We start from the raw sequence: 19,703 nt of genomic DNA on the forward strand, positions 1-19,703 counted from the left end.
ACGGGTCGTGGTCATGGACTGCACCGACACCGGGGCGTCTCCGCCCACCGCCACGGACCCGACCTGGATCTGCCGGCTCTTCCGGCGCTCGGCGATCGGCCGGACCGGTACCTCGGGGAGGCCCAGGGGGATGACGGTCATGGCGTCACTCCCGGTTTCCGGAGACCGTCTCGCGCATGGCGCGCAGGGACTCCTTCAGGGAACCCATGGTGGCGAGGACGGCGGTGGGCTCGTAGCCGCAGTGCGCCATGCAGTTGGCGCAGCGCGGGTCCTTGCCACGGCCGTACTTGTCCCAGTCGGTCTCCTCGATCAGTTCGCGGTACGTCGGCACGTAGCCGTCGCTCATCAGGTAGCAGGGGCGCTGCCAGCCGAACAGCGAGTAGTTCGGGATCGCCCATGCGGTGCAGGGGAAGTCGACCTTGCCCTCGAGGAAGTCGAGGAACAGCGGGGAGTGGTTGAGCCGCCAACGGCGCCGGTTGCCGCCCGCGAAGGCCTTCTTGAACAGCTCGCGGGTCTGCTCCACACCCAGGAAGTGCTCCTGGTCGGGGGCCTTCTCGTAGGCGTAGGCGGGCGAGATCATCATCTCGTCGACCTCGAGGTCGTCGTTGAGGAAGTTGAGCACCTCGACGATGGTCTGCGGGGTGTCGGTGTTGAAGAAGGTCGAGTTGGTGGTGACCCGGAAGCCGCGCCGCTTGGCCTCCTTGATGGCCGCCACGGCCTCGTCGAACACACCCTCCTTCGCGACCGACTCGTCGTGCCGCTCGCGCAGGCCGTCGATGTGCACGGCGAAGGCGAAGTACGGCGAGGGCTTGAACTTGTCCATCTTCTTGCGCAGCAGCATGGCGTTGGTGCACAGGAAGACGTACTTCCGCCTGGCCACCAGCTGGCGCACGATCTCGTCGATCTGGGGGTGCATCAGCGGCTCACCGCCGGCGATCGACACCATCGGCGCCCCGGACTCCAGCACCGCTCCCACGGCCTGCGCGACCGGCATGCGCTGCTTGAGCACCCCGGCGGGGTGCTGGATCTTTCCGCAGCCCTCGCACTTGAGGTTGCAGGCGAAGAGCGGTTCGAGCTCGACGATGAGCGGGAACTTGTCGCGCCTGCGGAGCTTCTGTTCAGCCAAGTAAGTAGCGACCTTGATGGACTGACGCAGCGGCATGGCCATCGGGCTCACCTCCTGGGGAGCAACACATTACGGTGCCATTCAAAGAATGCGGGAAGAATGGAACGAAGGACGCGGAAAGCAGATATTCCACCGCGCACCGTGCCGATCCGGACGAGCTCATGTTCTGGAGCGTCCACGACCACCCGGACGGCCGCAACCGGACGCGCACCCACGCGCCCCGCGCTCAGAAGCGTTGCCGCCGACTCCATGTCGACCGCGATTGCGCCGGTGGCGAGCAGGTCGGCACGTTCCTGACCACGGACGACGTGGTCGGAGCCGGTGACCGGCCCGGTGTGGACGGTACGGCCGGGCACGGCACGGATGAGTTCCTTGACGAGCAGTTCGGTGCCCACGCACGGCGTGCTGCCGTGCGGGTGCCGGGTCTCCTCGGCGACGACCAGGTCGCCGGGATGCATGCCGGGGGCCAGCCCCGCGCAGAAGCCGGTGGCGAGCACGGAGGCCTCGGTGAGGGCCGGGTCGGCCAGCGCCCGGGTGACGGAGCGCTCGGCCGACCGGGGCCCCATGCCGGTGCGCAGGACGGTGACCGGCCCGTCGGCACCGCCATGGTCGCCCAGGCGCAGGGCCAGGCGCTCGATGCCGAGCGCACAGGCGATCAGCAGCGGTGCCGAGGCGGGCGGCGTGCTCATCAGCTCCCCTTGGCCGATGCGAAGGGCTCTCCGTTCACGAACCGGCCGAGGGCGGTGAGCGGGAAGACCTGCCGGTAGAGGTGGTAGTTGATGGAGAAGTCCCAGGGGAAGCCGGTGCCGGTGAAGTACGGCTCGTCCCAGGAGCCGTCCTCCCGCTGGGTCGCGGCGAGCCAGGCGACCCCGCGTTCGACGGCCTTGGAGTCCTCCTCGCCGGCCGCCAGCAGGGCCATCAGCGCCCAGGCCGTCTGGGAGGCGGTGGAGGCGCCGCGGCCGCTCCATCGCTCGACGTCCTGGTAGGAGCGCAGGTCCTCGCCCCAGCCGCCGTCGTCGTTCTGCACGCTCTCCAGCCAGGCCACCGCCCGGCGGATCGCCGGGTGCGAACCGGGGATGCCCGCCGCGACGAGTGCGGGCACCACCGACCCGGTGCCGTAGACGTAGTTGACGCCCCAGCGCCCGAACCACGAGCCGTCCGGCTCCTGTTGATCCAACAGCCACCGGACGCCGCGCCGGGTGCGCGGGTCGTGGGCCAGGCCCTCGGCCGCGAGCATCTCCACGACGTGCGCGGTGACGTCCGCGGACGGCGGGTCGATGACCTCGCCGAAGTCGCAGAACGGCAGCCGGTTGGGGAACGGGCTGGTGTTGTCGACGTCGAAGGCGCCCCACGCGCCGTCCTTCGACTGCATGCCGAGGTTCCAGCGCACCCCGCGCCCGATCGCCTTCTCCACCCGCTCCGGGTCGTGGTGCCTGACCCGGCGCAGTGCGAGGACGACCTCGGCAGTGTCGTCGATGTCGGGGTAGTTGTCGTTGTGGAACTCGAACGCCCAGCCGCCCGGTGGCAGCCCCGGCCTGCGCACCGACCAGTCGCCGGGCCGGACGATCTGCTCGCCCAGCATCCAGTCCGCGGCCTTGACGAGCTGCGGGTGATCGGCGGGCACACCGGCGTCGACGAGCGCGATGGTCGCCAGGCAGGTGTCCCACACCGGCGACTGGCAGGCCTCGATCATCCGGGCGCCGTCCTCGCGCCGGACGGCGTACCGGTCCAGGGACTCCAGCCCGGCCCGCATCACGGGGTGCTGGAGGTCGTAGCCGAGCAGATGCAGGGCGATGAGCGAGTACACGGCCGGCGGCTGGATGCCGCCCCAGCAGCCGTCGTTCTCCTGCCGCTCGATGATCCAGCGCGCCGCGGTGTTCATGGCGGCTCTGCGCAGCTTCCTCGGCACGACCTTGCGCAGGGCGTGCAGGCCCTTGTCGAGCCGCTGGAAGGCCCCGTCCCAACTCGCCGCAGGTGCAAGGGGTTTCACCGGGTTCGGGTTACCCGGATCGGTGTGCAGCTCGTCCAGCGGGAAGGGTGCGGGCCTGACCGGCCGCTTCGCGGAGACGATGGTCAGCGGGACGATGGTCTGCCGGGCCCAGCAGCCGAAGTCGTAGATGTTGAGCGGCAGCCACGTCGGGAAGTAGATGAGCTCCGGCGGGAGTTCGGGCAGGTCCTCCCACTTCCACCAGCCGAACAGGGCGAGCCAGATCCGGGTGAAGACGCGGGAGGCGGCGACACCGCCCTGGGCCCGGATCCACTCCGACGCCTTCGCCATGTGCGGGGCCTCGGGCGCGTCGCCGGCCAGGCGCAGGGCGACGTACGCCTCGATGGTGGTGGAGAGTTCGCCCGGTCCCCCGTGAAAGGTGGCCCAGGTGCCGTCCTCACGCTGCTCGCCGCGGATGAACAGGGCGGCGGCGCGGGTGGTGGACTCGTCGCGGATGCCCAGGAACTGACGCAGCAGCAGGTCCTCGGCGTCCATGGTGACGTTCGTCTCGAGGTCGCCCTTCCACCATCCTTCGGCGTCCTGCCGGGACAGCAGGAAGTCGGTGGCGCGCCGGACGGCGTGTACGGCGGCTTCTCGGCCCCCGGCCGCCTCGGGGGTGGTGCTGTCGGTTTCGCTGGCCGCGGCAGCGCGGGGCGGCTGGGCCCCGGTGCTTCCGTCGGTCGTCGCTGTCATGGCTTCCCCTTCGTGCAGTCACTTCCGGTGGTGCGTCTGCTGTGGGTCCGCCGTCGGCCGGTACACACGAATCCGCGGCACCGGCCGGCGACTACGCGAGAGCTATTCGGCCGATAGTGATCATCTCTTTCGTACGACGACGAAGTCGGCGAGCGCCGTGAACTGCTGCCGCACCCGGTCGGGCATGTCGACGGCGTCGAGAGCTTCGATGGCGATGGTGTGCTGACGGCGCGCTTCCTCGGTGGTCCACTCGCGGCCGCCCGCCTCCTCGATGAGGGCGGCGCGGGCCGCGAACTCCTCCTCGGAGAAGTTCGCGAAGTCGCTGCTCTTGGCGTCGGCGGCGAGGATCTCGCCGAGCCGCTCGGAGGCGGCGCCGCCCGCCGCGAGCGCGGCCACGACCGGCAGGGACTTCTTGCGCTGGCGCAGATCGCTCCAGGTCTGCTTGCCGGTGGCCTCCGGGTCGCCCCAGATGCCGAGCAGGTCGTCGACGGCCTGGAAGGCGAGGCCGAGGTGGTAGCCGTACTTCTCCAGGGAGTCGGCGGTGTGCTCGTCCGCGCCGCCGAGCACCGCGCCGATGGAGCTGGCGCAGGCCAGCAGGGCGCCGGTCTTGTTGCCCTCCATCTCCAGGCACTCCTCGACGCTGACGCGGTCGCGGTGCTCGTAGGAGATGTCCTGGGCCTGGCCGTCGATCAGGGCGCGGCTCGCCGTGGTCAGTCGGCGGGTGGCGCGGCCGGCCTCGACGGTGCCGAGCTCCAGGAGGATCTCGTTGGCCAGGGCGAACAGGGCGTCGCCGACCAGGATGGCCTGGGCAGGGCCGTGCACCTTCCAGACGGTGTCGCGGTGCCGGCGCTGTTCGTCGCCGTCCATCAGGTCGTCGTGCAGCAGCGAGAAGTTGTGGACCAGTTCGACGGCGACCGCTCCGGGAAGGCCGACCTCCGGCGCGGCCCCGGTGACCTCGGCGGACAGCACCGCGAGGGCGGGGCGCACGGCCTTGCCGCCGTCGCCGTCGGCAGGGTTGCCCGCGGCGTCGATCCAGCCGAAGTGATAGGCGGCGACCGTGTCCATGGGAGGTGCCAGGCGGTCGACGGCCGCCCGCAGTACCGGTGTGGCCAGGGTCCGGCCGCGCTCCAGAAGCGCGGTCACGTCCACCGCGGTCTCTCGAGCGGCCTTCGAGGCCGGGGGCACAGTGGGCACAGTCTCTCCTCTTGTTGCGGTACCGGGGGTGCGGGGGCCTGCCGCGCGCTGATCGAGTGCCTGTTGCGGTACTGGCATCAGGCCGCCTCCTCGACGTCGAAGAGGTGGCGGGGGCGGGGCCGGCCCAGGGCGCTCAGCGCGGCGTCCGCCGCACCGATGCCGCTGCGGACCGCACTCTCCATGGTCGCGGGCCACCCGGTGGCGGTCCACGCTCCGGCCAGGTACAGGCCGGGTGCCTTGGTACGGGCGCCGGGCCGCAGCCGTCCGACGCCGGGGGCGGGAGCGAACGTGGCGGTGCGCTCCCTGGTCACGAAGAAGTCCCGCACCTCGGCACCGCGGGCGCGGGGCAGCAGCCGTTCGAGTTCGGGCAGGTACCGCTCGCGCAGCTCGGCGACCGGAGCGTCGATCTCGTCCTGGGCCACGGACTGCGACAGCGCGAGGTACTGCCCCTGCTCGAGCCCGGACGCCTCGGTGCGGTCGAAGACCCACTGCACCGGGGTGCCGAGCGCGGTCAGGAAGGGCCTGGCGAGCACCTTGCGGTCGTAGACGACATGGATGTTGAGAATCGGCGCGGTGCCGATCCGCAGCAGCTGGTCGGGGGCGTCCAGGGCACCGTCCGGCAGCAGGTCGTACGTCTCGCGCTGGGGTACGGCGAGCACGACCGCGTCCGCCTCGATGGCCTCGCCGGGAACCTGCACGGTCCAACGCCCGTTCTCGTACTGGGAGTTCCGGGAGATGGAGGTGACACGTGAGCGCAGTTCGGTACGGACGCCCGCGGAGTCGAGCGCCTTGCGGGCCAGCCGGTCGTGCAGTTCGCCCAGCGGGACGCGCGCCCAGCCGATGTCGGCCGCGCCCGGGTCGGACAGCAGACCGGTCTTGAACACCATCGCGGCGAGCCCCAGGGAGGCGTCGCCCGCGACCGCGTTGAGGGTGGCAACCCCGACCAGGTCCCACAGGGCCTCGACGGCACGCGCCGACTGACCGTGCGCGGTCAGCCAGCTGCCGAAGTCCTGTGCGTCCAGGGTCGGATCGGCGAGGTCGAGGCCCTTGAGCGCGAGCGCGGCCCGGCCGACCATGGCACGCTCGGCGAGTGAGAGATGCGGATACGTCGCCAGGCTGCGCCCCAGATGCAGGGGCACGGGCAGGGCGTCGCGCCGCAGCCTGCCGAGCCGCCGGCCCTCGGGCTTGGTGACGTCGAGGACGGGCACGTCGAGACGATCCTGCAGCGGAGCCAGTGCCGCGCCGTCGATACGGTCGAGGAACCAGCGGTAGGCGGTGCAGCAGCGCAGGTAGACGTGCTGTCCGTTGTCGACGGTCAGCTCGCCGCGCTGGAAGGAGAAGGCCAGCCCGCCGAGCCGGGGCCGTCCTTCGAGCAGGGTGACGCGCACTCCGGCGTCGGCGAGCGCGAGCGCGGCGGTGATACCGGCGAGCCCTCCGCCGATCACGACGGCGTCCCTGGTGGACCCCGACCACGTGCCGTCGGTCATCGTGCACCCTCCCCCACGTACCGGCCGCGGCGCGAGAACCGGCCACGGCAGGTCGTTGCAGTCTGGGACGCGGCCCGGCAGCGGAGGGTTGCGTGCCGCATTTCGCCGGTGGCGTCACCCTGTCCCAGGTTGTCCATCAGGCGCGCCTCCTGACGGACCGCCGGGTCACATGCCGGGTGTCCAGGCCGGACAGACCGCGCACGGCGACGTAGGCCTTCTCGCGTCCGGGCAGTGAGACCCGGCCGCGCAGCACGGCTTCCGGTTCGCGCTCGATGCGGTCGAGGAGGCGGCGGTAGATGCCGGCCATCGCGGCGACACAGGCGCCGCTGCGCCGGTCGAGCATGGGGAGGAGCTGGTAGCCCTCGGCGAAAAGGGCGCGGGCCCGTCGCACTTCGAAGTGCACGAGGCCCGCGAAGTCGGAGCCCTCCGGCGGTTTCGGCCCGCTGAACCCGGCCGAGCAGCCGAACTTGGCCAGGTCGTCGGCGGGCAGGTAGGTGCGTCCGCCCTCGGCGTCCTCGCGGATGTCCCGCAGGATGTTGGTGAGCTGGAGTGCGAGCCCGAGCGTGTCGGCGTACTCGGAGGCGCGCTCGGCGCCGCGCGCCCCCGGTTCCGTTCCGAAAACGCCGAGCGAGAGCCGCCCGATGGCACCGGCCACGCAGCGGCAGTAGACCTTCAGGTCGTCCCAGGTCTCGTAGGTCTCGCCGCGTACGTCCATCAGGACGCCGTCGATGAGCTCGTCCAGGCCGCCGAGCGGGATCGGGAACTGCTGGGCGGCATGAGCGAGGGCGACGCCGACCGGGTCGGTGTCGTCCTCGTCGACCGCCTCCTCGTGGATCCGGGTGAGCAGTGCCCGGGTGTCCTCGAGTCTGTCGATCTTCACGTCGTCGGTGAGCGCGCCGTCGCCGATGTCGTCGACGCGGCGGGAGAACGCGTACAGCGCCGACATGGCCCGGCGCTTGGGCGTCGGCAGCAGCCTGATGCCGTAGGCGAAGTTACGGGCCTGCTGTCCGGTGACGGCCTCGCAGTAGCTGTAGGCAGCGAGTACCGGTGCGGACACGTGTGGTTCCGACTCCACGGTCCGGATCACCCCTCTCCTCGCAGAGTCACGCCCACCTCACGCAGCAACTGGAGCTTGCCGGGCTTGGGCGGGCCGGGAAGTACGTCGTATTCGGCGGCGGCGATCGCACGGATTGCCGCCCTTCCCCCCGCCACGAACCCCGCAAGCAGCAGCCTCAACCTGCCGTGCACGCTACCCACGAGGGGGGCGCCTTCATTCAGGAGAACGCGGGCGCGTTGCGCTTCGTACGCAACCAGTGCGCGCACCGACGCGCCCGCTGTGGGCGTGGCGAGATCCGCCTCCTGGACATGAAAGCGCTTCATGTCCTCGGCGGGCAGATAGATGCGGTCACGGCCGAGGTCCTCGGCCACGTCCTGAAGGTGCTCGACGATCTGCAGGGCCGTGCAGATCGCGTCGGAGCGGCGGATCCGCTCGGGGGTGGAGGTGCCGGTCACGGCGAGGACGAGCCGGCCCACGGGGTTGGCGGACAGCTCGCAGTAGGCGAGCAGGTCGTCGTAGGTCTCGTACCGCTTGACCAGTTGGTCCTGGCGGTTGGCGGCGATCAGGCCGAGGAACGGCTCGGCCGTGAGGGAGCACCGGCGGACGGTCGGCTGGAGACGACGCAGCAGGGGGTGGCGCGGCGTGGAGTCGAAGACACGGCGCAGGTCGGCCTCGAAGGCGTCGAGGAGCGCCGACCGGTCCCCGGCCCGGTCGGCCGACACGCCGAGCAGCCGTGCGTCGGCGCCGCCGGGGGCCAGGTCGCCGTCACCGATGTCGTCGACGAGTCGGGCGAAGCCGTACACGGCCATCAGGTCGGTGCGCCAGGCTCTGGGCAGGAAGAAAGGGGCCACGGGGAAGTTCTCGGCCGTGGCCTTGTCCAGCGTCGCGCGCTCCGGATCGGCCGTGCGCGCCGTGTCGGTTCCCGTCACCGTTTGCTGCCCGGGGCGGGGACGGCACATGCTGCGCGGGGCTGGGGAGTTTCCGTAGCCATTGCCGTCACATCTCCCGTTCTACACTGCCGACCCAATACGCACTATTTCGGACACGCCGCCCGGGTTTCGTGCGGCCGCCCGGTGGTAGGTGTCGCGCATTATCGCCCTACTTGCCGTGATTCGGCACCGGTACAGCTTACGTTGTACAACGCGCCGTGGAGCGTGGGGGTGTCCGGCGCATCACAACAACACACCGATTGACCTCAAGATTCCTACGGCAAGCCGGAGTTGACGTTTCCTTTGCCGGTGGCTCAGGGCCCCTTTGCACACGACGCAGGGCCTCGCCGGAACAGTTCCGGTGAGGCCCCTGACGACCGGCCTACTTGCCGGTGAACTTCTCGTACTCCTTGATGACCTCGTCGGTCGGGCCGTCCATGCGCAGCTCGCCGCGTTCCAGCCACAGGACACGGTCGCAGGTGTCGCGGATCGACTTGTTGTTGTGACTGACCAGAAACACCGTGCCGGCCTGCTTGCGCAGCTCACGGATGCGTTCCTCGGAGCGCTTCTGGAACTTGCGGTCGCCGGTGGCGAGGGCCTCGTCGATCATCAGGACGTCGTGGTCCTTGGCGGCGGCGATGGAGAAGCGCAGGCGGGCGGCCATGCCGGAGGAGTAGGTGCGCATCGGCAGGGTGATGAAGTCGCCCTTCTCGTTGATGCCGGAGAAGTCGACGATCTCCTGGTAGCGCTCCTTGATCTGCTCCCGGGACATGCCCATGGCGAGCCCGCCCAGGATCACGTTCCGCTCGCCCGTCAGGTCGTTCATCAGGGCCGCGTTCACACCGAGCAGCGAGGGCTGGCCGTCGGTGTAGACCTTGCCGCTCTCGGCGGGCAGCAGGCCGGCGATGGCGCGCAGCAGGGTCGACTTGCCGGAGCCGTTGGAGCCGATCAGACCGATGGCCTCGCCACGGTAGGCGACGAAGGAGACACCCCGCACGGCGTGCACCTTGCGCACGCCGCGCTCCTCGCCACGCTTCAGGATGCGGCTGAGGGCGGCGGTGGCGCTGCCCTTGCCGGTCTTGGCGCCGTTGACGCGGTAGACGATGTGCAGGTCGTCCGCGATGACGGTGGGGATGCGGTCCTCGGGGGTGCGCTCAGCCACGTCCGTACCTCTCCTCCGCCTTCCAGAAGTACACGAAGCCGCCGACGGCGAAGAGGAGGGCCCAGCCGCCCGCGACCGCCCACACGTGCTCGGGGAGCCACTCGGAGCCGTAGCCGTCGATCAGCGCGAAGCGGATCAGGTCCATGTAGATGGCCGCCGGGTTCCACTGCAGCACGTCGGCGATCCACTGCGGCTTGTCGGCGAGCATGATCGGGATGGAGTACATGACACCGGACGCGTACATCCAGGTACGCATCACGAACGGCATCAGCTGCGCCAGGTCGGGCGTCTTGGCGCCGGCCCGGGCCATGATCAGCGCGAGGCCGGTGTTGAAGCAGAACTGCAGGGCCAGCGCCGGAATGATCAGCACCCAGGACAGGTCCGGGTAGCTGCCGAAGGCAACGGTCACCGCGAACAGCACGAACATCGAGAAGAGCAACTGCTGGAGCTGCTGGAGCGCGAAGGACACCGGGAGCGAGGCCCGCGGGAAGTGCAGGGCGCGGACCAGCCCCAGATTGCCGGAGATCGCGCGGACGCCCGCCATCACCGAGCTCTGCGTGAAGGTGAACACGAACACGCCGGTGACCAGGAACGGAATGTAGACCTCGCGTTCCATCCCGCGGTCGGCCTCCAGGATCACCCCGAAGATGAAGAAGTACACGGCCGCGTTCAGCAGTGGCGTGACCACCTGCCACAGCTGGCCGAGCTTGGCCTGGCTGTACTGGGCGGTCAGCTTCGCCCGCGAGAAGGCGAGGATGAAGTGACGCCGGTCCCAGAGCTGGCGGACGTACTCGACGAGGGAGGGCCGGGCGCCGCTCACGGACAGGCCGTACTTCGCCGCGAGCTCCGTCGCGGTCAGTCCCTCGTCGGGTGACGCGGGCGCGGTCACCGCGACTGAGCGGTCGTGCGTTGTCTCACTCACTGGTGGAAACTTTCGTCTTCGAGATGCGCGGCCGGTGCTGGCCGGCCACGGGCCGGGAGCCGAGCGTTACGCCCCGAATGCTCTCAGGGACGAGCTTGTCAGATGACAGGAGGTCGGCCCAGCCGGGTCAGCCGCCACACCGTACGCCACTTCATGGGCCTGCGGGGGCCGCACGGGCTGCGCCAGCCCTCCCGGAACCCGCCGAACCATGCTCGCAGAGCCGGCCGCGAGGGGCGGCGCAGCAGGGTGAGCAGCAGCCAGATGCCCAGGTAGACCGGCACCAGGGGGGCGGGCAGGTTGCGGCGGGCGAGCCAGACGCGGTTGCGGGCGACCATGCGGTGGTAGACCGCGTGCCGCGAGGGCGCGGTCGTCGGGTGGTACAGCACCATGTCGGACCGGTAGTCGATCATCCAGCCCGCGTCGAGGGCCCGCCATGCGAGGTCGGTTTCCTCGTGGGCGTAGAAGAATGCGTCCGGAAGGCCGCCGACTTCGGCGAAGACCTGGGTACGGACGGCGTTGGCGCCGCCGAGGAAGGTGGTGACCCGGGAGGAGCGCATCGGGTCGGAGGCGCGCAGCCGGGGGACGTGGCGGCGCTGGGTGACGCCGGTGTCCGGGTCGGCGATGCGGAAGCTGACGATCCCGAGTTTCGGGTCGGCCGCGAAGGCCTGGCGGCACAGCTCGGCGGTGTCGGTGCGGGCGAGCAGGCCGTCGTCGTCGAGGAACAGCAGTATGTCGACGTCGCGGCCGCTGGGGCCGAAGGCCTCGATACCGATGTTGCGGCCGCCGGGAATGCCGAGGTTCTCGGGCAGTTCGACCGTGCGGACACCCTCGGGGACCTCGGGCACGGGTGAGCCGTTGCCGACGACGACCACGGGTATCGGGTCGCCGTCCTGCTTGGCGACCGAGTCGAGCAGGGCGCGCAGCTCCTCGGGGCGGTTGCCCATGGTGATGATGACCGCCCCGACCTTCATGCCGCTCACTTCAGCCTGCTCGAGGCGAGGATGGACACGAGGTGCAACACGGTCTGCAGCAGCGCGATGCCGGCCAGCACCGCGACGCCGAGCCGGGAGAAGAACAGGTCGCCGCGGACCTGGTCGACGATCGCCAGGACCAGGATCAGCAGGGACGCCTCGATGCCGAGGATCAGGCGGTGGAACTTGAGCGCGGCCGCGGCGCGGCGGGCGAGCGCCATGCCGGAGGAGCGCATCTCGGAGGCAGCCTCCTTGACCGGCGGCAGTCCGCCCTGGTGGCGGGCGACACCGACGAGGTCGGTCTCGGCCTTGATCAGGATGGCGCCGAGGGCGGCGAGGGTGCCGAGGAAGGCCCACAGCCAGTCGATACGGCCGCTGCCCCACAGGTCGGCGGCGCGCAGGCCGAAGCCGACGAGGACCGCGGCATCGGTGAGGTAGGCGCCGACGCGGTCCAGATAGACACCGCCCAGCGAGTACTGCTTCTTCCAGCGCGCGATCTCGCCGTCGACGCAGTCCAGCAACAGGTAGAGCTGGACCATGATCACGCCGAGCACCGCCCCGGGGATCCCCGGCACCAGGAGTGCCGGGGCCGCGAGGACACCGCAGACGGTCATCAGGTACGTGAGCTGGTTGGGCGTGACCCTGGTGTTCACCAGGTAGCGGTCGACCCGCAGGGACACCTCGCGCATGTAGAGGCGTCCCATCCAGTGCTCACCGCTGCGCCGGTCCTTCACCCCCGCGGGGTGAACGACGGGGCGGAGTTCAGCTACCGATGGCCTTGACATAGTCGGCGTAGATGTCCTTGATCTGGTCGGTGGTCAGGTCGAGGTGTTCGAGGATCGTGTAGCGGCCGGGCCGGGTCTGCGGAGCGAACTCCACGACGCGGACGAATTCGTCGTCCGTGAAGCCGATCTCCTCCGGCAGCACCGGAAGTCCGTGCCGACGCAGCACCTCGGCCATGCAGGCCGACTCCTCGTGGGCTCCGCGCAGGTACATGGCGAAGGCCGCGCCCAGCCCGCACTGCTCGCCGTGGGCGGCGGCGCGCCTGGGGAACAGCAGGTCGAAGGCGTGGTTGATCTCGTGGCAGGCGCCGGAGGAGGGGCGGGAGTCGCCCGACACGGACATGGCGATGCCGCTGAGGACCAGCGCCTCGGCCAGTACCTGGAGGAAGTCGTTGTCACCGATGCCGCCGGGATGCCGGAGCACCGCCTCGCCGGCCTGGCGGGCCATGGCGGCGGCGAGGCCGTCGATCTTCTCGCCCTTGACGCGGTTGGCCAGCTCCCAGTCGCGGATCGCGGAGATGTTGGAGACGGCGTCGCCGATGCCGGCCCGGACGAAACGGACCGGGGCCTCGCGGATGACGTCGAGGTCGATGACGACGGCGATCGGGTTGGGCACGCCGTACGAGCCGCGGCCGGCGTCGTTGTCGAGGGTGGCGACCGGCGAGCACAGGCCGTCGTGCGCGAGGTTCGTGGGGACGGCGACCAGCGGCAGGCCCACACGTGCCGCGGCGAACTTGGCGCAGTCGATGATCTTGCCGCCGCCGAGGCCGACGAGCGCGTCGAAGTGGCCGGCCCTGATCTCGGCGGCCAGCCGGACGGCGTCGTCCAGGGTGCCGCCGCCGACCTCGTACCAGGTGGCGCCGGGCAGTTGCGGGGCGACCCGGTCGCGCAGCCGGGCGCCGGAGCCGCCGCTGACGGCGACGGCGAGCTTGCCCGAGTGCGAGATGCGTTCGTCGGCGAGCACGCCGGCCAGGTCGTCGAGGGCACCCGGGCGGATGTCCACGACGACCGGCGAGGGTATGAGCCGGGTCAGTACTGGCACGCGATCTCCCGTCCCCGGGCGAGATCGTCGTGGTTGTCGATCTCGACCCACGGCACGTCGCCGATCGGGGCCACGTCGATCCGGAAGCCGCGGTTCACGAGCTCCTGGTAGCCGTGCTCGTAGAACTGCTGGGGGTCGTTCTCCCACACCGTGCGCAGGGCGTCGGCCAGCTCGGGCGCGGCGTCGCCCTCGATGAGGGTGACGCCGATGTACTCGCCGGTGGCCTCGGCCGGGTCCATCAGCTTGGTGATCTTCTGGACGCCCTTGGCGGGGTCGACGACGACCTTCATCTCCTCGTCGGCCAGCGACTTCACGGCGTCGAGGGCGAGGATGATCTTCTTGCCGTCGCCGCGGGCGGCGAGCAGCGTCTTCTCGACGGAGACCGGGTGGACGGTGTCGCCGTTGGCGAGGATCACGCCGTCCTTGAGGGCGTCACGGCCGCACCACAGGGAGTAGGCGTTGTTCCACTCCTCGGCCTTGTCGTTGTCGATGAGGGTGAGCCGCAGGCCGTACTTCCGCTCCAGGGCCGCCTTGCGCTCGTAGACGGCCTCCTTGCGGTAGCCGACGATGATCGCGGCCTCGGTCAGGCCGATCTCGGCGAAGTTGCCGAGGGTCAGGTCGAGAACTGTGATCCCGTCGGTCCCGTCCTCGTGGCCCGCGGGCCCCACCGGCACCAGTGCTTTGGGCAGGGTGTCGGTGTAGGGGCGCAGACGCCGGCCGGCGCCGGCCGCCAGCACGAGGCCGATCATGCGGGTTCTCCTTCGTCGTGTACGGCGGGGGCCCCTGCGGACACCCAGAAGCGGATGCTCTCGGCGAGCACCAGCAGGGCAACGGCCACGGCGAGGACCGTGAGCGCGACCTCGAACTGCGCGGCGGTCAGCAGCACGGCAAGCACGGTGACCACCAGCGTCCGGCCCTCATGCCCCCCGATCGCCCGCACCAGCCAGTGCGGGGGCGCACCCGCGTTGCCGCGGATGCGGTAGACCGTGTCGTAGTGATGGTAGGCGACGGCCGCAACCAGCCCGAAAGCAGCGGGAAGTGCCCCGTTCACCTCTGATTCAGCCGCCAGAATGAGGACGGTGCCGTACTCGGCGGCCCGGAAGAAGGGCGGAACCAGCCAGTCCAGGGCGCCCTTGAGGGGGCGGGCGACGGCGACGGCGGACAGGGCGGCGTACGCGATCGCGCACAGCAGGGTCGGCCATGCGGCGCCCCAGACTGCGGCGGAGATCACTACGAGGAGACCGCCGACGGCAGCGCTGAGGGGTGCCGGGAAGCGTGGGGCGGCGCGCTTCAGCAGTTCCACGAGCGGACCGCTGTCCGCGAGGTCGGCCAGCGCCTGCGCCGCGCGGTCGGTGCGCCGGGCCTTGCGGGTCAGCGACCGCAGGACGCGGCCCGCCGTGGTGTACGTGGCCGCGAAGGCGCAGCCGATCAGCAGCACGTAGAAGGTGATGCGCGGGGTGGTGGCCGCCGTGAGGACGGCGATCAGCGCCCAGCGTTCGCCGATCGGCAGGACGATCATCCGGCGCAGCCACACCGTCCAGCCGACGCTGTCCAGCTTGTCGGAGAGGGCGGCGGTGGGGCTGGTGTTGGCCGTGGCGTCGTGGTTGGCCTCGTTGAAGGAGAAGTCGACGACGTGCCGGCAGGTCTGCAGGACCATCGCGCCGAGTGCGAGGGCCCACACGTCGTCGCCGCCACGGGCCGCACCGAGCGCGAGGCCCGCGTAGTAGGCGTACTCCTTGGCCCGGTCGAAGGTCGCGTCCAGCCAGGCGCCCAGGGTGGAGTACTGGAGCGAGTAGCGGGCGAGCTGGCCGTCGGTGCAGTCCAGCACGAAGGAGGCGATCAGCAGGACGCCGGCCGCGACGAAGCCGCCCCGGGTGCCGGTGGCCGCGCAGGCCGCCGCAATCAGGGCGGTGACGAGGGAGGCGGTGGTGACCTGGTTGGGGGTGAGGCCGCGGCGGGCGCACCAGCGGGCGATGTAGCGGGAGTAAGGGCTGACGAAGAAGGTGGTGAAGAAGCCGTCGCGGGCCTTCACGGCCGACTTCAGACGTACGGCCTCGTCGTCGACGGCGGTGACGGCCTGCCGTGCCTCGTTGCGGGCCTGCGGGTCGGCGGGGACCGCGGCGACCAGACTGCCGAGCTCGGGACGGTGCACATCGGCGTCGAGGGCGGTGACGATACGGTCGGCGAGGCTGCCGACGAGGGTCGCCCCGGCACCGGCCGAGTTCTCGCGGGCCAGCGCGCGGGTCAGTGCCCGGCGGCCGGCCGGCTGGGCCGTCACGGCGCCCGGGATCGCGGCGAGCGGGAAGCGGGGGTCGGTGAGGCCGAGGCGCAGGGCGTGCAGGTGACCGACGAAACCCGCGTCGACCACGGCAACCCGTTCGTCGGCCGGCACCTGGGCGAGGAGGGTCTCGGCGGCGGCCGGGTCGGCGGCGCTGCGCACCTCGAAGCCGAGGGACCGCAGATCGTCCTCGATCGACGATCCGGGGACCGGCTGGCCGGTGAGGATGGCGGTCGACAACCGAACTCACTCCCTGGGTGCCGACGCATCCACGTCGGCCGTGTGCATGGTGGAGGCCGCCCCCGGGCCGCGTGATCGGCTGCGCCAGGCGGGCGACATGTCGGCAGAGGCTATCGGATGATGACAAGCCCGTGTTCACCGGCCGTTCATGGCCCGGTCGACACGGTCTGCTGGGACCTCCGCGTCGATCATCATCAGGGATGCCGGGCCCGCCGCACAAAATCGCGCTCCCAGAACGGGCATTCACGGCATCCGGCGCCCTGGTGGGAGCCGATGGCTCTTTCGGCCGGGCTTAGGGTGGGCTGCCATGACATGGCTGATCACCGGCGGTGCCGGATACATCGGGGCACATGTGGCGTGGGCCATGGCCGGGACCGGGGAGCGCGTGGTCGCGCTGGACGACCTGTCGGCCGGGGTTCCGGCGCGGCTCCCGGCGGACGTCCCGCTGGTTCGCGGGTCGTCGATGGACGAGGCACTGCTGAAGCGGGTCCTCGCCGAGCATGCGGTGACGGGTGTGGTGCATCTCGCCGCGCGCAAGCAGGTCGCCGAGTCCGTGGCGCAGCCGACGCGGTACTACCGGGAGAACGTGGGCGGACTGGCGACGCTGCTCGACGCGGTCGCCGAAGCCGGAATCGAACGGTTCCTGTTCTCCTCGTCGGCGGCCGTCTACGGCAATCCGGATGTGGAACTCATCACGGAGGACACTCCGTGCGCCCCGATGAGTCCGTACGGCGAGACCAAGCTGGCCGGTGAACGGCTGGTGCGGGCGGCAGGCCGGGCGCACGGGATCGCGACGGTGTGCCTGCGCTATTTCAACGTGGCGGGCGCTGCCACGCCGGAGCTGGCCGACACCGGTGTCTTCAACGTGGTCCCCATGGTCTTCGACCGGCTCACCCGCGACCAGGCACCGCGGATCTTCGGCGACGACCACCCGACGCCGGACGGCACCTGCATCCGCGACTACATCCATGTCGCCGACCTCGCCGACGCCCACCTCGCGGCGGCCCGGCGGCTGTCCGCACCGGACGCCGCGGGCGACCTCACGGTGAACATCGGCCGGGGCGAGGGCGTCTCGGTGCGCGAGCTGGTCACGCTGATCGGTGAGGTGACCGGGGACACGCGTCCGGCAGTCGTCGAGGCGCGTCGCCCCGGGGACGCCCCGCGTGCGGTCGCCTCGGCCGAACTGGCGGCGCAGGAGCTGGGCTGGACGGCCCGGCGCGGGGTGCGCGAGATGGTCGGCTCGGCTTGGCGGGGATGGCTGCTGCACCACGGCGGATGATCACCGAAGCACTCTGACCTGCTGTTCGTTTGCGCAGGTCAGAGCATATGACAACGGTGTTCAGTGCCGCGTTGCCCGATGTCCCCCGCCCGTAGTTCACTGTGGTCTCGGACCGATCGCAGGAGGGCGGCTTTTCATGGGGGCTGGGCACGATCACGGGCATGCACACGCCGCGCCGGTCAGCGGCACGGCGGCCGCGGCGTACCGCGGCCGGCTGCGGATCGCGCTGTGCATCACGCTCACCGTCATGGTGGTCGAGATCGTCGGCGGCGTGCTCGCGGACTCCCTCGCGCTGATCGCGGACGCCGCGCACATGGCGACCGACGCGGTCGGCCTGGGCATGGCCCTGCTCGCGATCCACTTCGCCAACCTCCCGGCGAGCGCGAACCGCACCTTCGGATACGCCCGTGCCGAGATCCTCGCCGCGCTCGCCAACTGTCTGCTGCTGCTCGGGGTCGGCGGGTACGTCCTGTACGAGGCGATCCAGCGGTTCATCACGCCGGCCGGCACCGAGGGCGGGCTGACGGTTGTGTTCGGTCTGATCGGTCTGGGCGCGAACATGATCTCGCTCACGCTGCTCGTGCGCGGTCAGCGGGAGAGCCTGAACGTGCGCGGTGCCTTCCTGGAGGTCGCGGCCGACGCGCTGGGCTCGGTCGCGGTGCTGATCTCGGCGGTGGTGATTCTCACCACCGGCTGGCAGACCGCCGACCCGGTCGCCTCGCTCGTCATCGGCCTGATGATCGTGCCGCGGACGCTGAAGCTGCTGCGCGAGACCCTCGACGTACTGCTGGAGTCGGCCCCCAAGGGCGTCGACATGGCGGAGGTCCGGGCCCACATGCTGGCGCTGGACGGCGTGGAGGACGTCCATGACCTGCACGCCTGGACGATCACGTCGGGCATGCCGGTGCTGTCCGCGCACGTGGTGGTCCGCTCCGACGTCCTGAACGCGATAGGGCACGAGAAGATGCTGCACGAACTGCAGGGCTGCCTGGGCCACCACTTCGACGTGGAGCACTGCACCTTCCAGCTGGAGCCGAGCGGGCACGCGGAACACGAGGCCCGGCTGTGCTACTGACGCCCGGCCACCGGTGATCCGTCGGGGGCGGAGCGCATCGGTCCGGCGCGCGATCGCGTCCTGGTAGTCGTACGCCCCCGTCGCGGGCGGTTCTCCCCGATCCGCGCCGGGCACGATCACCTACCGGGCCCCTCTTCCGGTGCCGACGCGCCGGGAAGTGCCGGGAGTGCCGGATTCGTACGGCAGACTGGGGCGCGAGGAACGAGGCGAAGGATGGGTATGCCGATCACACCTGCCACCGCGACGCACAGCTCGTCGAACGGCACCGCGGAAGCGATCCTGCTGGAACTGGTAGACGAGGACGGCGTGACGATCGGCACCGCGGAGAAGCTCGCCGCCCATCAGCCCCCGGGACAGCTGCACCGGGCGTTCTCGGTCTTCCTGTTCGACGACTACAGCCGGCTGCTGCTCCAGCAGCGGGCGCTGGGCAAGTACCACTCCCCCGGCGTGTGGTCCAACACCTGCTGCGGCCACCCGTACCCGGGCGAGGCGCCGTTCGCGGCGGCGGCCCGGCGGACGTACGAGGAGCTCGGGGCCTCCCCGGCGCTGCTCGCCGAGGCGGGCACCGTCCGCTACAACCACCCGGACCCGCACTCGGGCCTGGTGGAGCAGGAGTACAACCATCTCTTCGTCGGCCTGGTGCAGGCGCCGCTCCGGCCGGATCCGGAGGAGGTGCACGCGACGGCCTTCGTCACCCCCGACGAGCTGGCCGAGCGGCACGCCAAGGACACCTTCTCGTCCTGGTTCATGACGGTGCTGGACGCGGCCCGCCCCGCGATCAGGGAGCTGACCGGCCCGTCCGCGGGTTGGTGACCCTCACAGCAGCCGGGCGTGGTCGAGCGGCAGGGCGGCCCAGATCACCTTGCCGCCGCTCGCCGTGTGCTCGACGTCGCACACGCCGCCCGCCTCCCGGGTGACCTCCCGTACCAGGAGCAGGCCCCGGCCGCCCGTCCGGCCGTGGTCGGCCTCGAGGGCGGTGGGACGGTAGGGGTGGTTGTCCTCCACGGACACCCGCACCCACTCGGCGCCGACGGCGACCTCCACGGCGAGCATCGGCGACAGCAGCGCCGCGTGCCGGACGGCGTTCGTGACCAGCTCCGAGATGATCAGCAACAGGCCCTGGGCCAGCTCGTCCGAGACCGGGACCCGCTGGCGGATCAGCAGGTCCCGTACCGCGTGCCGGGCCTGCGGGACCGAGGCGTCGACGGCGGGAGCGGTGAACCGCCACACGCCCTCGAACGGCAGCGGCTCGCGCGTCCTCGGTTCGACCGGTGCATCCGCGCCGCCTTCTGGGCGTGGGGCGGACCCGCGCCCGTGGTTCTCCATCGTCCGGTCGCCACCCTTGTGCTCGATTGTCACCACACGTCGAGTGTTGGTAACGAGCCTCTCCATGCCGGAGACCTGAACACAAGTCAGCTGTTATCGAACACTTCTGACCGTTGGCGTATGACACGGTCAGTTGTGGGACTGCTCCTGTCC

At 70.8% G+C, this 19,703-nt stretch carries 19 protein-coding genes and 1 pseudogene; 3 read left to right on the plus strand and 17 right to left on the minus strand.

The genetic code is table 11. From position 1 onward, the window contains the following. The 16 genes and pseudogenes from ACFV7R_RS02260 to ACFV7R_RS02335 form a co-directional block, all read right to left on the minus strand. Positions 1-141, minus strand: a pseudogene (locus ACFV7R_RS02260) (4-hydroxy-3-methylbut-2-en-1-yl diphosphate synthase); the annotation flags it as partial. A gap of 4 nt (positions 142-145) precedes the next feature. Then, positions 146-1,168, minus strand: a complete 1,023-nt coding sequence (hpnH, locus tag ACFV7R_RS02265; RefSeq protein ID WP_129802431.1) for an adenosyl-hopene transferase HpnH — start codon at positions 1,166-1,168, stop codon at positions 146-148. A gap of 5 nt (positions 1,169-1,173) precedes the next feature. Next, the gene (locus ACFV7R_RS02270) at positions 1,174-1,815 is read right to left on the minus strand and encodes a 1-hydroxy-2-methyl-2-butenyl 4-diphosphate reductase (protein ID WP_129802430.1); all 642 of its coding nucleotides are present in this window, start codon (positions 1,813-1,815) and stop codon (positions 1,174-1,176) included. After that, a complete protein-coding gene (gene shc / locus ACFV7R_RS02275; protein WP_385258908.1) occupies positions 1,815-3,806 on the minus strand; it encodes a squalene--hopene cyclase in 1,992 nt (663 codons plus the stop codon). The genes ACFV7R_RS02270 and shc overlap by 1 nt, the downstream gene beginning before the upstream one ends. 120 nt (positions 3,807-3,926) lie before the next feature. Further along, the gene (locus tag ACFV7R_RS02280) at positions 3,927-4,991 is read right to left on the minus strand and encodes a polyprenyl synthetase family protein (RefSeq protein WP_385259712.1); all 1,065 of its coding nucleotides are present in this window, start codon (positions 4,989-4,991) and stop codon (positions 3,927-3,929) included. Between the two features lie 86 nt (positions 4,992-5,077). Further along, on the minus strand, positions 5,078-6,487 hold the full coding sequence (gene hpnE, locus ACFV7R_RS02285) for a hydroxysqualene dehydroxylase HpnE (RefSeq protein WP_385258910.1): 1,410 nt from the start codon (positions 6,485-6,487) through the stop codon (positions 5,078-5,080). Next, complete coding sequence (locus tag ACFV7R_RS02290; protein ID WP_224733932.1) at positions 6,484-6,624, minus strand: DUF6380 family protein; 141 nt, start codon at positions 6,622-6,624, stop codon at positions 6,484-6,486. The genes hpnE and ACFV7R_RS02290 overlap by 4 nt, the downstream gene beginning before the upstream one ends. Further along, on the minus strand, positions 6,624-7,574 hold the full coding sequence (gene hpnD, locus ACFV7R_RS02295; protein WP_385258913.1) for a presqualene diphosphate synthase HpnD: 951 nt from the start codon (positions 7,572-7,574) through the stop codon (positions 6,624-6,626). The genes ACFV7R_RS02290 and hpnD overlap by 1 nt, the downstream gene beginning before the upstream one ends. After that, on the minus strand, positions 7,571-8,473 hold the full coding sequence (gene hpnC, locus ACFV7R_RS02300; RefSeq protein ID WP_385258915.1) for a squalene synthase HpnC: 903 nt from the start codon (positions 8,471-8,473) through the stop codon (positions 7,571-7,573). Before hpnC ends, hpnD begins: the two co-directional genes overlap by 4 nt. A 382-nt stretch (positions 8,474-8,855) precedes the next feature. Continuing rightward, positions 8,856-9,635: an ABC transporter ATP-binding protein gene (locus ACFV7R_RS02305; protein ID WP_385258918.1), complete on the minus strand. Its 780-nt coding sequence runs from the start codon at positions 9,633-9,635 to the stop codon at positions 8,856-8,858. Further along, complete coding sequence (locus ACFV7R_RS02310) at positions 9,628-10,557, minus strand: ABC transporter permease (protein ID WP_385258920.1); 930 nt, start codon at positions 10,555-10,557, stop codon at positions 9,628-9,630. The genes ACFV7R_RS02305 and ACFV7R_RS02310 overlap by 8 nt, the downstream gene beginning before the upstream one ends. Before the next feature lie 98 nt (positions 10,558-10,655). Further along, positions 10,656-11,528, minus strand: a complete 873-nt coding sequence (locus ACFV7R_RS02315; RefSeq protein WP_385259715.1) for a glycosyltransferase family 2 protein — start codon at positions 11,526-11,528, stop codon at positions 10,656-10,658. Between the two features lie 5 nt (positions 11,529-11,533). Next, positions 11,534-12,313, minus strand: a complete 780-nt coding sequence (locus tag ACFV7R_RS02320; protein ID WP_385258923.1) for a CDP-alcohol phosphatidyltransferase family protein — start codon at positions 12,311-12,313, stop codon at positions 11,534-11,536. Then, on the minus strand, positions 12,291-13,352 hold the full coding sequence (locus tag ACFV7R_RS02325) for an iron-containing alcohol dehydrogenase family protein (RefSeq protein ID WP_385258925.1): 1,062 nt from the start codon (positions 13,350-13,352) through the stop codon (positions 12,291-12,293). The genes ACFV7R_RS02320 and ACFV7R_RS02325 overlap by 23 nt, the downstream gene beginning before the upstream one ends. Then, entirely contained in the window at positions 13,340-14,101 is a 762-nt protein-coding gene (locus tag ACFV7R_RS02330) for a sugar phosphate nucleotidyltransferase (RefSeq protein WP_385258928.1), read from the minus strand. The genes ACFV7R_RS02325 and ACFV7R_RS02330 overlap by 13 nt, the downstream gene beginning before the upstream one ends. Then, positions 14,098-15,870, minus strand: a complete 1,773-nt coding sequence (locus ACFV7R_RS02335) for a DUF5941 domain-containing protein (RefSeq protein WP_385258929.1) — start codon at positions 15,868-15,870, stop codon at positions 14,098-14,100. The genes ACFV7R_RS02330 and ACFV7R_RS02335 overlap by 4 nt, the downstream gene beginning before the upstream one ends. 307 nt (positions 15,871-16,177) lie before the next feature. On the opposite strand from ACFV7R_RS02335, the gene galE reads away from it, so the two are divergent. The 3 genes from galE to idi all read left to right on the plus strand — a co-directional run bounded on the left by galE (position 16,178) and on the right by idi (position 19,037). Beyond that, on the plus strand, positions 16,178-17,149 hold the full coding sequence (galE, locus tag ACFV7R_RS02340; RefSeq protein ID WP_385258932.1) for a UDP-glucose 4-epimerase GalE: 972 nt from the start codon (positions 16,178-16,180) through the stop codon (positions 17,147-17,149). A 136-nt stretch (positions 17,150-17,285) separates the two neighbouring features. After that, positions 17,286-18,224, plus strand: coding sequence for a cation diffusion facilitator family transporter (locus ACFV7R_RS02345; RefSeq protein ID WP_385258934.1), 939 nt, complete (start codon positions 17,286-17,288; stop codon positions 18,222-18,224). 219 nt (positions 18,225-18,443) lie between these two features. Continuing rightward, on the plus strand, positions 18,444-19,037 hold the full coding sequence (gene idi, locus ACFV7R_RS02350) for an isopentenyl-diphosphate Delta-isomerase (RefSeq protein WP_385258937.1): 594 nt from the start codon (positions 18,444-18,446) through the stop codon (positions 19,035-19,037). A 3-nt stretch (positions 19,038-19,040) separates the two neighbouring features. Here the strand turns inward: idi and ACFV7R_RS02355 are convergent, their stop codons facing one another. Then, positions 19,041-19,550, minus strand: coding sequence for an ATP-binding protein (locus tag ACFV7R_RS02355; protein ID WP_385259718.1), 510 nt, complete (start codon positions 19,548-19,550; stop codon positions 19,041-19,043). Positions 19,551-19,703 lie beyond the last annotated feature (153 nt).

It is taken from the genome of Streptomyces sp. NPDC059866 (assembly GCF_042731325.1).
In the GTDB taxonomy this organism is placed as follows: Bacteria; Actinomycetota; Actinomycetes; order Streptomycetales; family Streptomycetaceae; genus Streptomyces; species Streptomyces flavusporus.

Bases quoted from the DNA above. Each gene is read 5' to 3' on its own strand.
- ACFV7R_RS02270 (WP_129802430.1), bottom strand. From the start codon at position 1,815: ATGAGCACGCCGCCCGCCTCGGCACCGCTGCTGATCGCCTGTGCGCTC.
- ACFV7R_RS02355 (WP_385259718.1), bottom strand. From the start codon at position 19,550: ATGGAGAACCACGGGCGCGGGTCCGCCCCACGCCCAGAAGGCGGCGCG.
- ACFV7R_RS02345 (WP_385258934.1), top strand. From the start codon at position 17,286: ATGGGGGCTGGGCACGATCACGGGCATGCACACGCCGCGCCGGTCAGC.
- ACFV7R_RS02315 (WP_385259715.1), bottom strand. From the start codon at position 11,528: ATGAAGGTCGGGGCGGTCATCATCACCATGGGCAACCGCCCCGAGGAG.
- ACFV7R_RS02290 (WP_224733932.1), bottom strand. From the start codon at position 6,624: ATGGACAACCTGGGACAGGGTGACGCCACCGGCGAAATGCGGCACGCA.
- ACFV7R_RS02330 (WP_385258928.1), bottom strand. From the start codon at position 14,101: ATGATCGGCCTCGTGCTGGCGGCCGGCGCCGGCCGGCGTCTGCGCCCC.
- idi (WP_385258937.1), top strand. From the start codon at position 18,444: ATGCCGATCACACCTGCCACCGCGACGCACAGCTCGTCGAACGGCACC.
- ACFV7R_RS02320 (WP_385258923.1), bottom strand. From the start codon at position 12,313: ATGTCAAGGCCATCGGTAGCTGAACTCCGCCCCGTCGTTCACCCCGCG.
- galE (WP_385258932.1), top strand. From the start codon at position 16,178: ATGACATGGCTGATCACCGGCGGTGCCGGATACATCGGGGCACATGTG.
- shc (WP_385258908.1), bottom strand. From the start codon at position 3,806: ATGACAGCGACGACCGACGGAAGCACCGGGGCCCAGCCGCCCCGCGCT.
- hpnE (WP_385258910.1), bottom strand. From the start codon at position 6,487: ATGACCGACGGCACGTGGTCGGGGTCCACCAGGGACGCCGTCGTGATC.
- hpnH (WP_129802431.1), bottom strand. From the start codon at position 1,168: ATGGCCATGCCGCTGCGTCAGTCCATCAAGGTCGCTACTTACTTGGCT.